The sequence below is a fragment of the Streptomyces sp. NPDC012508 genome, from assembly GCF_042902595.1.
Classification (GTDB): Bacteria; Actinomycetota; Actinomycetes; order Streptomycetales; family Streptomycetaceae; genus Streptomyces.
Genome location: NZ_JBIBEO010000008.1, coordinates 389151 through 404479, shown reverse-complemented (window position 1 = coordinate 404479; position 15329 = coordinate 389151). Strand labels below are relative to the sequence as shown.

At 72.9% G+C, this 15329-nt stretch carries 12 protein-coding genes; 9 read left to right on the top strand and 3 right to left on the bottom strand.

Going from position 1 to position 15329, the window contains the following annotated elements:
• The first annotated feature begins 67 nt into the window (after nt 1–67).
• Entirely contained in the window at nt 68–673 is a 606-nt protein-coding gene (locus tag ACFY8U_RS27630) for a YdbC family protein (protein ID WP_389574873.1), read from the top strand.
• Here ACFY8U_RS27630 and ACFY8U_RS27625 read toward each other — a convergent pair whose 3' ends face one another.
• The gene (locus tag ACFY8U_RS27625) at nt 674–1333 is read right to left on the bottom strand and encodes a TetR/AcrR family transcriptional regulator (protein ID WP_389574870.1); all 660 of its coding nucleotides are present in this window, start codon (nt 1331–1333) and stop codon (nt 674–676) included.
• Between the two features lie 112 nt (nt 1334–1445).
• On the opposite strand from ACFY8U_RS27625, the gene abc-f reads away from it, so the two are divergent.
• From abc-f to ACFY8U_RS27595, 6 genes are all read left to right on the top strand, one after another.
• Entirely contained in the window at nt 1446–3056 is a 1611-nt protein-coding gene (gene abc-f / locus ACFY8U_RS27620; protein WP_389574867.1) for a ribosomal protection-like ABC-F family protein, read from the top strand.
• A 33-nt stretch (nt 3057–3089) separates the two neighbouring features.
• On the top strand, nt 3090–3749 hold the full coding sequence (locus tag ACFY8U_RS27615; RefSeq protein WP_389574864.1) for a histidine phosphatase family protein: 660 nt from the start codon (nt 3090–3092) through the stop codon (nt 3747–3749).
• Between the two features lie 12 nt (nt 3750–3761).
• Nucleotides 3762–4673: an ADP-ribosylglycohydrolase family protein gene (locus tag ACFY8U_RS27610; protein ID WP_389574861.1), complete on the top strand. Its 912-nt coding sequence runs from the start codon at nt 3762–3764 to the stop codon at nt 4671–4673.
• A gap of 517 nt (nt 4674–5190) precedes the next feature.
• Nucleotides 5191–6693, top strand: a complete 1503-nt coding sequence (locus ACFY8U_RS27605) for a DUF4173 domain-containing protein (protein WP_389574858.1) — start codon at nt 5191–5193, stop codon at nt 6691–6693.
• 208 nt (nt 6694–6901) lie between these two features.
• The gene (locus ACFY8U_RS27600) at nt 6902–7612 is read left to right on the top strand and encodes a ribonuclease HII (RefSeq protein ID WP_361441688.1); all 711 of its coding nucleotides are present in this window, start codon (nt 6902–6904) and stop codon (nt 7610–7612) included.
• A gap of 91 nt (nt 7613–7703) precedes the next feature.
• The gene (locus tag ACFY8U_RS27595; RefSeq protein WP_361767592.1) at nt 7704–8333 is read left to right on the top strand and encodes a hypothetical protein; all 630 of its coding nucleotides are present in this window, start codon (nt 7704–7706) and stop codon (nt 8331–8333) included.
• An 80-nt stretch (nt 8334–8413) separates the two neighbouring features.
• On the opposite strand, the gene ACFY8U_RS27590 is transcribed toward ACFY8U_RS27595, so the two are convergent.
• A complete protein-coding gene (locus tag ACFY8U_RS27590) occupies nt 8414–9043 on the bottom strand; it encodes a hypothetical protein (protein ID WP_361441693.1) in 630 nt (209 codons plus the stop codon).
• A 218-nt stretch (nt 9044–9261) separates the two neighbouring features.
• Nucleotides 9262–11445, bottom strand: coding sequence for a RecQ family ATP-dependent DNA helicase (locus tag ACFY8U_RS27585; protein ID WP_389574855.1), 2184 nt, complete (start codon nt 11443–11445; stop codon nt 9262–9264).
• Between the two features lie 134 nt (nt 11446–11579).
• On the opposite strand from ACFY8U_RS27585, the gene ACFY8U_RS27580 reads away from it, so the two are divergent.
• Both ACFY8U_RS27580 and ACFY8U_RS27575 read left to right on the top strand, forming a co-directional pair.
• The gene (locus ACFY8U_RS27580; protein WP_389574853.1) at nt 11580–13061 is read left to right on the top strand and encodes a DUF4192 domain-containing protein; all 1482 of its coding nucleotides are present in this window, start codon (nt 11580–11582) and stop codon (nt 13059–13061) included.
• Nucleotides 13062–13176: 115 nt separating this feature from the next.
• A complete protein-coding gene (locus ACFY8U_RS27575) occupies nt 13177–15234 on the top strand; it encodes a glycogen debranching N-terminal domain-containing protein (protein WP_389574850.1) in 2058 nt (685 codons plus the stop codon).
• Nucleotides 15235–15329: the final 95 nt, after the last annotated feature.

Genomic DNA, 15329 nt, shown 5'->3' with positions numbered 1-15329 from the left:
CATGGTGTCATGCGCACTCCGCGCGAGAACGGGGTGGCGGACGGTGAATGCCCCGTACGATGGCGCCGTGCTGGTCAAGTGGATTCGCTGCACCGTGGTGGACCGTCGCGGGTTCGAGCGGGGGCAGCGGAAATGGGCGGGTTTGCTGGGTGAGCCGGGGTTCCGGGGCCAGGGCGGTGGGTGGAGCCGGGCGCGGCCCGATGTCGCCCATGTCTTCTCGTTCTGGGAGAGCCGCGCGTTCTACGACTCGTTCATGGCGCGCTCCCACGACCGGCTGGCGGCCACACAGTCGGGCTCGTTCAAGGACAGCCAGGTCAAGCTCTTCGACCACCGCTTCGACGTGAAGACCGGCTTCGAGCCGAAGTTCGCGGACGCCGATGTGGCGAGGGTGGCGCACTGCCGTGTCCACGAGGGCCGGGTCGAGCACTTCGCGCTGATGCAGGAGAAGGTGTGGAACCCGGCGATGGCTGGCTCGCCGGGCATGCTGCGCGGGGTCTTTGGAGAGGCGCCGGGGAACGAGTTCGTGGTGCTGTCGATGTGGCGGTCCGCCGCGGAACACGGCAAGTACCGGGTGGAGCGGGTCGAACGGCTCGGGCTGCGTGCCCAGACGGAGGCCGACGTGGCGGCGCTCAGCGGGGACGTGGTGCAGCTCGAGCCGTCCTGGACGGTCTGATCACGCCTTGCCAGGACCGGCCGCGGCGGGGGCCGGCGGGGTGACGAAGGCTCCGGCCGCGACGGCGGCTGCCGCGGCACTGGCCGACTGGTCGGCCAGTGCCGTGTCGACCGGCTCGCGGGTGACGAACAGGCGCAGGAACAGAGGCGCGGACGTGGCGCGCACGACCGCGCCCGCGTCCGTGCCCTCGGGCGCTTCGCCGCGGGCCAGGGCCCGTTCGACGACCTCTTCGCAGCGGGTGAAGCGCTCCGCGTAGAAGGCGCGCAGCGCCTCGGCGGCGCGCTCCGACTGGAAGGCGGCGCCGACGAACGCGGTGGGAGCCGCCGAGGTCGCAGGGTCGGAGAAGGAGTCGACCACCTCACGGGCCAGCGCCCGCAGATCACCCTCCAGACTGCCGGTGTCGGGCGGCGCCCAGCTGTCCTCGCCGGCGAGCATCAAGGCGTCCGCGAGAAGCCCTTCGAGGCTGCCCCATCGGCGGTAGAGCGTCGTCTTGTGCACTCCGGAGTGCTCCGCCACGTACTCGACGGTGAGCGCCGGATAGCCGTGTTCGGCCAGCCCTGTCAGTACGGCGTCGCGGACGGCGGCCCGGGTGCGCGCGGTACGGCCGCCGGGGCGGCGGCTGCCGGGCGGAGGCGTCTCACTCTCGATCGAGGCATTCAATTGCTACTCCCGTTGCGTTAGTCGTTCGAGTGTGCCATAGTCGTCGTAATGCCACTCACGTTGCGTTTGTTCGGGAGAGGCTGTGTCCTGTCGACCGTCACCGGAGGCGCCCTTGCCCACACAGATCTCTCTGCATGACGTGACCGTGTCCCGCGGCGAACGCCTGCTGCTCGACCGGATCTCGCTCACCGTGCGCCCCGGTGAGCGGATCGGGATCGTGGGGGAGAACGGAGCGGGCAAGACCACCCTGCTCCGACTGCTCGCAGGCCTCGAAGCGCCCGACGAGGGGGAGATCACCACCCTTGTCGAGGGCGGTACGGGAATGCTCGCGCAGACCCCACGCCTGTCGGCCCACCACACCGTCGCCGACGCGATCGACGACGCGCTGGCCGAGCTTCGGACCATGGAACGGCGGCTCCGCGAGAGCGAAGCGGCTCTCGCCACGGCCGGAGCGGACGAACTCGACGCCTACGGCGAGTTGCTCACGGCCTTCGAACTGCGCGGCGGGTACGAAGCAGACGCACGCGTCGACAAGGCCATGCACGGCCTCGGACTCGCCTCCATAGGCCGCGAGCGTCCGCTCGGCAGCCTGTCGGGCGGGGAGCAGGCCCGGCTCGGCATCGCCTGCGCCGTCGCCGCCGCGCCCGAAGTGCTCCTGCTGGACGAGCCGACCAACCATCTCGACGAACACGCCCTGGACTGGCTGGAGGAGGCACTGCTCGCCCACCGCGGCACCGTCGTGGCCGTCTCCCACGACCGGGTCTTCCTGGAACGGGTGGCCACGTCCGTCCTGGAGGTCGACGCCGAGCGGCGCACCGTCGTGCGGTACGGCGACGGGTACGCCGGCTTCCGCGCCGAGCGGGCGGCCGCCCGGCAGCGCTGGGAGCAGGCGTACGAGACGTGGCGCGAGGAGACGGCCCGGCTCGAGGTCTACGCCACGACCACCGCCCATGGGGTCGCCGCGGGTCGCTCGATCAGGGACAACAACAAGATGGCGTACGACCGGGCCGGCGGCCGGGTCCAGGCGTCGGTCACGGGCCGGGTCCGCAACGCCCAGGAGCGACTGCGCCGCCTCCGGGCCGAACCGGTCACCAAGCCACCGCGACCGCTCTCCTTCGCCGCGCGGCCGGTCGCAGGAGGCGCTGAGGGGGAACTGGTCTCGCTGACCGCGGTGCGCGTCGCGGACCGGCTGGCCGTCGACCGGCTGACCGTCCGGGCGGGGGAGAAGCTCCTGATCCACGGGGACAACGGGGTGGGCAAGTCGACGCTGCTTCGCGTCATGGCGGGTCTCACCGAACCCGACACCGGGGAAGTCCGCCGCGGCGGCCGGATCGGGTTCCTCGCCCAGGAGATACCGGCCCACCGGCCCGCCGAGCGCGTCCTCGCCGCCTTCGGCCGCGGGCTGGCCCTCACCGACGACGAGCAGGCCGAACTGCTCCTCTCGTACGGACTGTTCCGGCCCGGCGACCTCCACGTGCCGGTCGGCAGCCTCTCCGCGGGGCAGCGCCGCAGGCTCGCTCTCGCCCGGTTGCTGGCCCGGCCTGTCGACCTGCTGCTGCTCGACGAGCCCGCGAACCATCTTGCCCTCGGCCTTGTCGAGGAGCTGGAGGAAGCGCTTCAGCAGTGGGCCGGAGCCCTGGTCGTGGTCTCCCACGACCGGCAGCTGCGCCGCCGGTTCACGGGTGCCATACGCCGGATGGACGCCGGACGCCCCCTCGGCTGAGCCCGGCCGGGAAGCGCCATCTAGGGTCATGGCATGGCACGACCGCGGCGCATCGTCCTCGTACGACACGGAGAGTCCGAAGGCAATGCCGACGACACGGTGTACGAGCGGGAGCCCGACCACGCGCTCAGACTCACCGAGACCGGTCTGCGGCAGGCGCGGGAGACGGGGGCGCGGCTGCGGGGACTGTTCGGGGAGGAACAGGTCAGCGCGTACGTCTCTCCGTACCGCCGCACCCACGAGACGTTCCGGGAGTTCCGGCTCGACCCGGAGCAGGTCCGGGTGAGGGAGGAGCCGCGGCTCAGGGAGCAGGACTGGGGGAACTGGCAGGACAGGGATGACGTACGACTCCAGAAGGCGTACCGCGACGCGTACGGGCACTTCTTCTACCGCTTCGCGCAGGGCGAGTCGGGAGCGGACGTGTACGACCGGGTCGGGGCGTTCCTGGAGAGCCTGTACCGCAGCTTCGAGGCACCGGACCACCCGCCGAACGTCCTGCTGGTCACCCACGGGCTGACGATGCGGCTCTTCTGCATGCGCTGGTTCCACTGGACCGTCGCCGAGTTCGAGTCGCTGTCCAATCCGGGAAACGGCGAGACACGGACACTGCTGCTCGGTGAGGACGGCCGGTACAGCCTGGACCGGCCGTTCGAGCACTGGCGTACCCCGGAACCGTACGGCGACACCGGATAGAGTGGTGAAGCGATGACCGCTGACTCCTCTCTCGACCGGCGCTTCGAACGCGCCCTGGCCAGCCTTCGAGGGCTGGCCGTGGGAGACGCCCTGGGCTCCCAGTTCTTCGTTCCCGCCAACTATCCGCTGCTCAAACGACGCGAACTGCCGTCGGGAACCTGGCAGTGGACCGATGACACCGAGATGGCGTGCTCGGTCCTGGCCGTGCTCGCCCGGCACGACCGGATCGACCAGGACGCGCTCGCTCACTCGTTCGCCGAGCACCATGACTTCGACCGGGGCTACGGGCCCGCGGTCAACCGGATGCTGCGGCTCATCCGGGAGGGCGGCGACTGGCGTGAGCTGGCCGCCGCGCTCTTCAACGGGCAGGGCTCCTGGGGCAACGGCGCCGCGATGCGGATCGCCCCGCTCGGCGCCTGGTACGCCGACGACCCGGAGCAGGCGACCCATCAGGCCGAGATCTCCGCGTACACCACGCACCAGCACCGTGAGGCCGTCGTCGGCACCATGGCCGTGGCGGCCGCCGCCGCGCTGGCGGCGAACCCGGCCGGTCCGCCGAAGCCCACGGAGCTCCTGGACGGGGTCGTCGCCCTCGTACCGCGCAGCGCCGTCGGCGCGGGGCTGCGCCGGGCCCGCGACATGCTCGACTACGGTGACGCCGCGACCGTAGCGGCGGTCCTCGGAAGTGGGCGCCGCACCAGCGCCCACGACACCGTCCCGTTCGCGCTCTGGTCCGCTGCCCGGGCCCTCGGCGACTACGAGCAGGTGTTCTGGACGACCGCCCAGGTCGGCGGGGACGTCGACACCACCTGCGCGATCGCCGGCGGGGTCGTGGCCTCCAGTACGGTCGGCGCGCCGCCCGCCTCCTGGCTGGAGCGGACCGAGGAACTGCCGGACTGGCTGCCGGCCGCGGTCCGTCCCTGACCCCAAGGTCGAGCCTCTGATCACGGGGGCCTGAACGCCGGCCCGCACCTTCGTTGCGGGCCGGCGAGTGTCACGGTCCTGACACAGCGCCGGCCCGCCGGGCCCGTCCAGCCGGACCGGCGTTAGAGTCGGCCACTCCGCAGCGCTGATCATGACGAGAGCGCGCCGACGCGACACCCGGACCGCAACCCTCCGCCCTCACGGCACGAACGCGACCGGGTCGGGAGGGGGTCCCGTGTCCGACATACCGTCCGAACCGCCACCGCCGCAGGACAGGGCTCAAGCCAAGCCTGACCCTGCGCCCCAGCGCTCCGCCGGTACGACGCCGTCCGGCGCCGTACCGTCTGGGCAGCCGCAGCCGCAGCCGCAGCCGCAGCCGCAGCCGCGGCCCCGGGCCGTGGCAGCCGCCGGGGGGCCGGGCGGCTGGCCTCTCGGGCCGGGCGGCCAGCCGCCGTACGCCCGGCCGCCGCACCCCTGGGCGCCACCGGGGCCTCCGAGGGAGCCATGGCTCCACCGCTTGCGCCCCAGCGCCCCGGCTCCGGTGACCGCCCCGACCCTCTGGGCCGTCCTGGCCACCGCCCTGCTCAGCGCCCTGCTCCTCGGCGAGGGCATCGGGCTCAATCTGATGATCGTGGCCGCTCCCGCTGTCCTCGCGGCCGCCTTCGCCGCGCGGGCGGCGGGTCGCCGCCTCCGTCCCTGGACGCTGGTCTGGGCAGTCGGCGGCCTCGCCCTCCTCGCCGTACCCGCGCTGCGCGACGCCGGCTGGCCGACCTTCCTCGCGATCGTCTCAGCCCTCGGCGTGACGGCCCTGGCCCTGCACGGCGGCCGGGGCTGGCCAAGCGTCCTGCTCTCGCCCGTCGGACTCTTCGACTCCCTCGGCTCCGGCAGCGCCTGGGTCTGGCACGGCCTGCGCGACCGGGCCGACGGCTCGCGGGGCCGGTGGGGTCCGGTCGTACGGACCGTCGCGGTGGCCGTCGTCCTGCTCGTCGTCTTCGGTGCGCTGTTCGCCGGAGCCGACGCGGCCTTCGCCGATCTGCTCGGCGCGCTCATCCCCGACGTGTCACTGGGGCAGGCGCCCTGGCGGCTCTCGTTCTTCCTGCTCGGGCTGTTCGGCGCCATCGCCTTCGCCCGAACAGCCGCCGCGCCCTTGCGCTGGGACCGGATGGCCATCAGCCCCGGCAAGGCACGGGCGCGACTGGAATGGGCCCTGCCGCTCGTCGTGCTGAATCTGCTCTTCGCCGCCTTCAACGCGGTCCAACTCGCCGTTCTCTTCGGCGGATACGACAAGGTCCTCAGCGAGACCGACCTGACCTACTCCGCGTACGCCCGCGAGGGCTTCTGGCAGCTTCTGATGGCGACGCTCCTCACTCTCGTGGTGATCGGCCTCGCCCTGCGCTGGGCGCCGCGTGCGGACCCGCGTGACCGCACGCTCGTACGCGCCGTCCTCGGCACCCTGTGCGTCCTCACCCTGGTCGTGGTCGCTTCGGCGCTGCGCAGGATGGACCTGTACGTGGACGCGTACGGGCTCACGCGGCTGCGCATCTCGGTGGCCGCCATGGAGATGTGGCTGGGCCTGGTCATTCTGCTGATCATGGCCGCGGGGATCTTCGGCGCCCGCCTGCTGCCCCGCGCGGTGGCCGTGAGCGCGGCCGCGGGCATGCTTCTCTTCGGCCTCGCGTCCCCCGACGCCATCGTCGCCGAGCAGAACGTCGAGCGGTTCACCAGCTCAGACAAGATCGACATCCCCTACCTCGCCGGGCTCTCGGCCGACGCCGTACCCGCGCTCGATCGGCTCCCCGAACCTCAGCGCTCCTGCGCCCTCCTCGACATCGAGACGCGCCTGCGTGAGGACGACGGCAGCTGGTACGCCACCAGCTGGTCGGAGGCGCGGGCGCGCACGATCCTGACGGAGCGTGGGATCGACCGGACCCCGGCCGAATGCGGCGTGCCGAGCAGGGAGGACGAGTACGACCCGTACGCGGACGGCACCTGGTACGGCGATTCGCTCGGCACCCCCTGAACCTGGACGCCGCTGCCCGTCCGAAGGCACGCATGGACCCCTGTTCCTCCCCGCTGCTGGGGATGGAACAGGGGTCCACGCACACCACAATCGGCGCGATGATCGATCGGATCGCGCCGCCGCCGAGGGCTTCATCCGGCCGCTTCGGACATCCGATGGGAATCCGGGTATCGCGGGCGGTGCGGATCGGCGTAATCTGTCTGGCGCCATGCCCTACGAAGCACCCACTCACACCGTCGAGCGCTCGCTCCGAGCCACCACCGGCGCCAAGATCATTGCCGGGGTCGATGAGGTCGGACGCGGGGCATGGGCCGGCCCCGTCACGGTCTGCGCGGCCATCACCGGCCTGCGCCGGCCCCCCGAGGGGCTCACGGACTCCAAGCTGATCACCCCCAAACGCCGTACCGCCCTGGCCGCGGAACTGGAGAAGTGGGTCACTGCCTACGCCCTCGGTGATGCCTCCCCCGAGGAGATCGACGAGCTCGGCATGACCGCGGCGCTCCGGCTGGCCGCCGTGCGCGCGCTGGACGCCCTGCCCGTACGCCCGGACGCGGTGATCCTCGACGGGAAGCACGACTACCTCGGCAGCCCGTGGCAGGTCCGTACGGTGATCAAGGGCGACCAGTCCTGCGTTGCCGTGGCGGCGGCCTCGGTCATCGCCAAGGTCCGGCGCGACGCGATGATGGCAGAGCTGGCGAGCGAGGCGCTGGAGTGTGTGGCGTACGGCTTCGGCGACAACGCGGGCTACCCCTCGCCGGTCCACAAGGCCGCCCTGCGAGAGCTGGGACCCACCGCCTATCACCGTCTCTCCTGGGCGTACCTCGACGCGCTGCCCCAGTGGCGGCACCTGAAGAAGGTCCGGATCTCCGCCGAGGCGGTCGCACTGGAAAGCGGGGGCCAACTCGGCTTCGACTTCTGAACTTCCCGGCAGGCTCATGCCAACAGCCGGGTCGCACGATTGTGCCCACCCGCCGGAGCTTCGCGCACCGGCGTTTGATAGACATCCACCCATGCCTCTCATCCCCGAGGAGCCTCAGATTCACGAGAGTGCCCAGGGTCCCCGCGGCACGGCCGCAGGCCACCCCGCGCCGACCCCCCGTCCCGTACCCGGTCCGCGTTCCGCGGCTTCGCCGCGTCCCGGGAGTCCCGGTCCTCGACCGGCTCGCCCCGCCCCGCCGGTACCGCGCCCGCACCCCGGTGCCGGGCAGTCCCCGTCCTCCCGCACGGAGAATCGTTCCGAACAGCGGTCCGGACCGCAGATCCAGCTGATCCCGGCGCCTGTCGACGGCGCACTCGACGCCGCCGAAGAGGCCGTCGATCTGCTCCTGGAGAGCGGCCGCGCCCCCGGCGACATCCTCGTGCTCACCACCGGTGAGCAGCACCCGTGGGCGGCGCACGAGCTGTCCTTCGGTGAGGCCGCCTACTGGGCCCAGCAGGACGCCGGCGACGACGTGTTCTTCGCGGACGCCTCCGCCGTGGAGCGTGCCACGGCACGGCCCGTCGTCGTCGTGGCGGTCAACGGCTCGACCGACGAAGTCACCGCACGGGCGCTGCCCCTGGCGATGGGACGCGCGACCACGCTGCTCATCGTCTGCGGCGACCCGAAGCGCATCAACGCCGTGCTCGGCGCGGGTGTCTGAGCCGGAGCGTCTCTCGCGGTCGTGACCCGGCTGCCCCTCGCGGGCGGCCGGGCCGTGGTCGCGCGCACCGGCCGTCCCGATCAGCGGGCCGCGGTCCGGCGCAGCGGCTCGGCCGCACCTCCGGCCGTGCGCGGAGCGAAGATTCCCCTTTCGGATGCTGCATCGCCGAGCGCGTCGGGACGCGATCCGAGGCCGGGGTGCCTGCCGCCGCGTCCCTCGCCCAGCACCTGCCAACCGCTGCGGGTCAGAGTGATGTACGCACCACAGCGCAGCCCGTGGAGCGTGCAGGCATCCCGCAACCCCCACATCCAGGCGCCGTCCTCCTCCGTCCAACGCTCGTCGCCATCACGGCAGTAGAGCAGCACGGCCGTCCGTACGGGAGTGCGCCGTCGCAGGTCGTGCGGGATCACGCGCCGCAGATGAGCCAGGAGCGCGTTGCGGAACTCCCAGCCGTCCGCGGGGACCGGGCGACGCGTGAACGACGCGCTGGCGATGAGCCGTTCCTCGTGGTCGAGCACCGCGACGACCGCCGTCGCGGGCGCCGGCCGATGGCGCGTGTGCAGGCCGCTGACCACCTCACGAGGATTCCGCAGCAGCGGGATTCCGGCGGCCGCCCACTCGGCCGGTTCCAGCATCCGAGCGAGGCGGCTGGCGGACTCGGACGACGAGGTGATCGAGGTGGCTGCGGACGGAGCGAATCCGAAGGTCACGGTCCTCCCTTCGGATACGCGCCCGCTGGGCGGGCAGGGTCGAGTGAGGGCGCACCACGGCACAGTCCTTCCGGACCGCGTACAGGGCCAATGCCGGGCGGTTTCCCAATTCTTGCGGGCCTGTGCGCGAGCGGCAACGAGCAATTGAGGCCGCTGACTGGAATAGGGTGGTATGCCACTCATATCCCTGCCCAGACACCCAGTGTTCACTCCCCGTTCTACGCCTGGACCGCCAGCACCAGGGGGTACACCCCCTCGGCCCCCGACCGGCGCAGCAGACGGGCCGCCACGGCGAGCGTCCAGCCGCTGTCCGACAGATCGTCCACGAGCAGCACGGGACCCCCGGCCGAGCCCAGCCGCTCCGCCAGCGCGGGAGGCACCGTCAGCGCCTGGTGGAGCCCGACCACCCGCTGAGCGCTGTTCGTCCGGGAGATCCGCAACTCCTCGGCCTCCGGCGCGTACTCGACCGCCCCCAGCAGCGGCATCCGGCCGATCTCCGCGATCCGCTGCCCCAGCGAGTCCACCAGCCTCGGCCTGCTGCGCGAGGCCACCGTCACGACACCGGCGGGCCGGGCCGGTGCGTCCGGTGCCCCGGAGGCCCAACCCCCGGGCCCCTTCGCCCAGTCGGCGAGCACTCGCACGACCGCCTGCACGACATCGTCCGGAACCGGACCGTCCGGCGCCCGCTCGGACAGCAAGGGACGCAGCCGGTTGCCCCAGCCGATGTCCGAAAGCCGCCCTAGTGCCCGCCCGCCGGACGACTGCTCGCCCACGGGGATACGGCCCTTCAGATCGACGCCCACCGCCGCGAGTCCGGTCGGCCACATCTTGCGCGGCTCCACCTCCACACCGGGCCGGCCGAGCTCTCCCTTGGCGGCATCGAGCGCCGCGTCGCTCACCTTCGGGTCGAACCGGGACCCCGCGCAGTTGTCGCAGCGGCCGCACGGGGCGGCCTCCTCGTCGTCCAACTGACGCCGCAGGAACTCCATCCGGCAGCCCGTCCCCGCCGCGTACTCGCGCATCGCCTGCTGCTCGGCCGCCCGCTGCCGCGCCACCCAGGCATAGCGCTCGGAGTCGTACACCCAGGGCTGTCCCGTGCTCGTCCAGCCGCCCTTCACCCGGTGCACGGCACCGTCCACGTCGAGCACCTTGAGCATCGTCTCCAACCGGGTCCGCCGAAGCTCCACCAGAGGCTCGAGGGCGGGCAACGACAGCGGACGGTCCGCCTGCGCCAGCACGTCGAGCGTGCGGCGCACCTGCTCCTCGGGCGGGAAGGCCACCGACGCGAAGTACTGCCAGATCGCCTCGTCCTCCTTGCCCGGCAGCAGCAGCACCTCGGCGTGCTCCACACCACGCCCGGCACGGCCCACCTGCTGGTAGTACGCGATGGGGGAGGACGGCGAACCGAGGTGCACCACGAAGCCCAGGTCCGGCTTGTCGAACCCCATGCCCAGCGCCGATGTCGCCACCAGAGCCTTGACCCGATTGGCCAGCAGATCCTCCTCGGCCTGCTGCCGGTCCGCGTTCTCGGTGCGGCCGGTGTACGAGGAGACCGTGTGGCCGCACTGGCGCAGATACGCGGTGACCTCCTCGGCGGCGGCCACCGTGAGCGTGTAGATGATCCCCGAACCGGGCAGCTCGCCGAGGTGATCAGCCAGCCAGGCCAGCCGGTGCGCGGCGTCGGGCAGCCGGACGACACCGAGGCTCAGGCTCTCGCGGTCCAACGGGCCACGCAGCACCAGCGCATCGGTCCCCGCGCCCGTACCGAGCTGCTCGGCGACGTCCGCCGTCACACGGGCGTTGGCCGTCGCGGTGGTGGCGAGGACCGGAACACCCGCCGGCAGCTCGGCCAGCATCGTCCGCAGACGGCGGTAGTCGGGCCGGAAGTCATGGCCCCAGTCGGAGATGCAGTGGGCCTCGTCGACCACGAGCAGGCCCGTGGCTGCCGCCAGCCGGGGAAGGACCTCGTCGCGGAAGCCAGGGTTGTTGAGCCGCTCCGGGCTGACCAGCAGGACATCGACCTCGCCCGCCGCCACCTCCTGCTGGACCGTCTCCCACTCCTCCGTGTTCGACGAGTTGATCGTGCGGGCGCGGATCCCCGCTCGGGCGGCGGCCTCCACCTGGTTGCGCATCAGCGCCAGGAGAGGGGAGACGATCACGGTGGGACCGCTGCCGGACGCCCGCAGCAGCGACGTCGCGACGAAATACACGGCGGACTTGCCCCACCCGGTCCGCTGGACGACCAGAGCGCGCCGCTTGTCCGCGACGAGCGCCTCGATGGCACGCCACTGGTCCTCGCGCAGTCTCGCAGTGCCCGTGGGGTCGCCGACGAGGCGGGCGAGTACGGCGTCGGCGGTGGCTCGGAGGGCCGCGCGGTCGGGGAGGCGCTCTGCGTTGGTCATGCCCCCATGCAACCCGATGACTCGGACAATGCGCGAACGGGCCGCGAAACCTGTGGAAAACCTGGTGAGGGCCTCCCCGTCGAGTTATCCACAGGGCTTTCGGAGTCGGCACTGGTCGCGAGAACGTCGTGACCATGAACACGAACCCGCACGAATTCCGTGGAACGACCGAAACTCATCAGATCACCCTGCGCGGCCCCGCGGAACTGGCCGACGCCCTGCCCTTCATGCTCGGCTTCCATCCCAGCGATTCCGTCGTCCTCGTCGCGCTCCACGGCGAGCTCGGACGATTCGGCGGCCGGGTCAGGCTGGGCATCCCGCGATCGGCGAAGGAATGGCCCTCGACGGCGGAACACCTCGCGGAGTGCCTCGTCGACGGCTGCGCCCGGCGCGGCACCCGCCCGGACGGCATCGTCGTCTTCCTCTGCCAGGACCCCGCACCGGGCGAGACGGGCCGGCACGTGATGGAGCGGCTGCGCCCCTTCGCCCAGCGCCTGCGCACCGCCTGCGGCGCGCTCGACATTCCCGTCTACGAAGCCCTCTGCATCTCCGACGGCCTGTACTTCTCCTACTGCTGTCCCGACACCCGCTGCTGCCCGCCCGACGGCACGCCCATGGCGCTGACCGGTACGTCGGTCATGGCGGCCTCGGCCGCCTACGCCGGGATTCAGGTCCGGGGATCCCTGCGGGACATGGAGGCACGGCTCAAGCCGCGTCCGTCGTGGCCCGACGAGGAGCGGCAGCGCAAGGCGCTGAACGAGGGCGCGACCCTGATCGTCCCCAAGATCTTCGACGGCCCGCCCGGCGCCGGGCGCGCCGAGGTCAGGGAGGCGACGCTCACGCTCGCCCGGGAGGTGCTCCGGCGGTTCGACACCCCGCCCGGCGGGACCGGCACCACGGCGAGGACGCCCGTGACGAGCCCCGGGCGCGGCCCCGGAACGGCCGAGCAGGACGCATCGGACGACGCGGCGATCGGGACGGACGAGGCCGCGGCCCTGATCCTCGGCCTCCAGGACCGGGACACGCGGGACCAGGCCGCCGAGTGGATGGAGGGCAGCGAAGGCGCCGCCGCTCTGCGCCTGTGGCGCGCGCTGGCCCGGCGCTGCGTCACCCCCTTCGACGAGCACGCGGCCGCCCCGCTCACCCTCGCCGGCTGGGTGGCCTGGTCCACCGGGGACGAACCGGCCGCCCGGGCTGCCCTGGGCCTCGCGCTGGACGCCGACCCCGACTACGTCTTCGCCCGCCTGTTGCATCAGGCCTGCAACGAGGGGCTCGACCCCGAATCGCTGCGCAGCTGCCTCAGGCACGAACGCGGGGCGAGGGCCGCCACCGTGGTGGAGGCCCGCGCCGCGGCCCGGCCGATCGGATTCCAGGACGGCCGCCCGCCGACGATCAAGGCGGAAGGGGCGGACACACCGGTCGAGGCGGACAGTGCGGAGACGGAAGACAGGGCGGTCAAGCGGGGCAAGGCGGGGAGGGCGGTCAGGCCGGTCAAGGGCGTCCGGCAGGGCCCGCGAACGGCCGGCACCCGACCCGGCAAGGTCTCGCCCAGGCCGCCGCGGGGCGCGGGGGCGCGGCGCGGCGGCGGACCCCGCGGGACGAGGAGCGGGCGATGACGCCCGTGACCCGGCCGCCCGCAGCGGCGTTCACGTCTGTGGCGGAGCCTGACGAACCGTGCCGCCGACCCCTCCTCGGCAGTCCGGATCGCACAGAGAGCACCGCACACCACCCATGGCCTCTCGTCCCGCCCCAGCCCACGCACTCCCGGCCGGACAGGCGCCCGCCACCCGCCTCAGGGCCCCTGGCGCCGTACGACCGGCGGAGCTTCCTTCGGTGCACGACGCACTCCTCTGTGTCGCCCTGCCCGCACTCGCCGTCTGCCCAGGGCACGGCCAGCTCACCGGACAGGGCCTCGAAGGGGTCTACGCCTCCGGACGCCGACTCCTTGCCCGCTGCGTGCTGCGGGTGGCCGGCCGTGAACCCCTCGCGCTCCAGGGCCGCCAGGACGCAGCGGACCGCGCCGTCTTCCTCTCCGTCGTACGTACGGCGGGAGACACTGGCCCCGACCCCGGTCTCACCGTCGAACGCTCACGGAGCGCCGACGGAACCGAGCGGATCACGCTGCGCAGCTTCGCGGTCAGGCCCCTTCGGCTCCCGGTGGAAATCTCTCTGGGGACGGATCTCGCGGACCTGGGCGCCGTCGCGGCGGGGCGGGCGAGCCCCGAACTCGTCGCGAGCGTCCACGGCACGGGGATGCGCTGGACCGCGGACGACGGCCGGTGCGCGTCCGTCACCACCGACCCACCGCCGACGGATGCTCTGGCGGCTGCCGGACTTCTGCGCTGGGAGGTCGAGCTGGCTCCCGGATCGGCCCGGACCATCGAGCTCAGAGTCCGGGGCGACCGCCCCCACGGGCTCTCCGGTCCCTCCGGCGCCGGTGCCGGTACCGGCCGGCCCGGGGGCGTGGGTATCGCGGAGGCCCGTGCGGAAGGGGACGATCCTCGGGTCGGCGAGCTGCTGCGTGTCGCCGTCGACGATCTGCGTGCGCTCCTCCAGCGAGACCAGGAACACCCGGCCGATGTGCATCTCGCCGCGGGAGTGCCCTGGCGCTGCGGACCGGTCACGGCCGAGGCTCTCTGGGCCGCGCGGATGGCGCTCCCGCTCGGCACCCGGCTCGCCGTCACCACTCTCCGGGCCATGGCCCGCACCCAGCTCGACGGACCGGGACCGGCGTCCGGGCGCATTCCCGGCCCCCTCAGAGACGCGGGCCCCTTCCTGCCGCCTCGCTGTACGGGAGTCGAGGCGACCCTCGCCTTCCCCACGGTCCTCGCCGAGGCCAGGCGCTGGGGGATGCCCGAGCAGGACCTCGCGGAGCTGCTTCCCGTCGCGGAGCGGTGCCTCCACTGGCTCCGTGCGGCGGCCGACCCGCACGGGTTCGTTCCGGACCCGGGGCCCGCCGGGCCGTGGCGGGCCGAGACACAGGCCCACGCCCACCGCGCGGCCGTACTCGGCGCCGACCTGCTCGACGCCTGTGGCCGACCCGGAGGAGACGCCTGGCGGGAGTGGGCCCGTGCGCTGCGCGAGCGGTTCCGGGCGGAGTTCTGGATCGACGACCGGTCAGGGGGCAGGCCCGCTCTGGCCACGGCGCCGGGCGGCCGGCCGTGGACCCGGCTCGGCGGCTGGGCGGCGCACCTCCTCGACACCGGGCTTCTCGGCGGTGGCCGGTACGCACCAGGTCTGCTGGACAAGTCCGAGACCGAGCAGCTGGCCCGGCTGTTGGGCACCCCCGCGCTGGACTCCGGCTGGGGACTGCGCAGCCTCGGTGCCAAGGAGCCCGGCAACAACCCGTTCGGCCACCGGGCCGGAGCGGTGAGGGTTCACGAGACGGTGGTGGCCGTGGCCGGTCTCGGCGCGGCGGGATACGAAAAGGAGGCGGCGTCGTTGCTGAAGGGGACCCTCGACGCGGCGGAGGCCTTCGGCTACCGGCTGCCCGAGATGTACGCGGGCAGCCTGCGGACGGCAGGCGCGGTACCGGCTCCGCATCCGGCGGCCTGCCGTCCGGCCGCGGTCGCCGCAGCCGGTGCGGTCCATCTCCTGACGACCCTCGTGGGTGTACGGCCCGACGCACCCGGCGGCACGGTCGCCCTGCACCCCGTCCGGTCGGCTCCGCTCGGCACGGTCCGGCTGTCGGAGATCCGAGTCGCTGGTGAGCCCTTCTCCGCGCGGGTCAGCCGGCTCGGGCTGGGCATGGTCGAAGAGGCCGCCGACGGCCTCCAGCTGGGGGTCTGACCGGATGCCGCTCGACATGGCGAGGGGCGCTGCGGAGCAGCGCGAAGAAGTCGTGGTCGATGCAGGGGAGGGGCGTGTTTATCGTCAGGAAGACG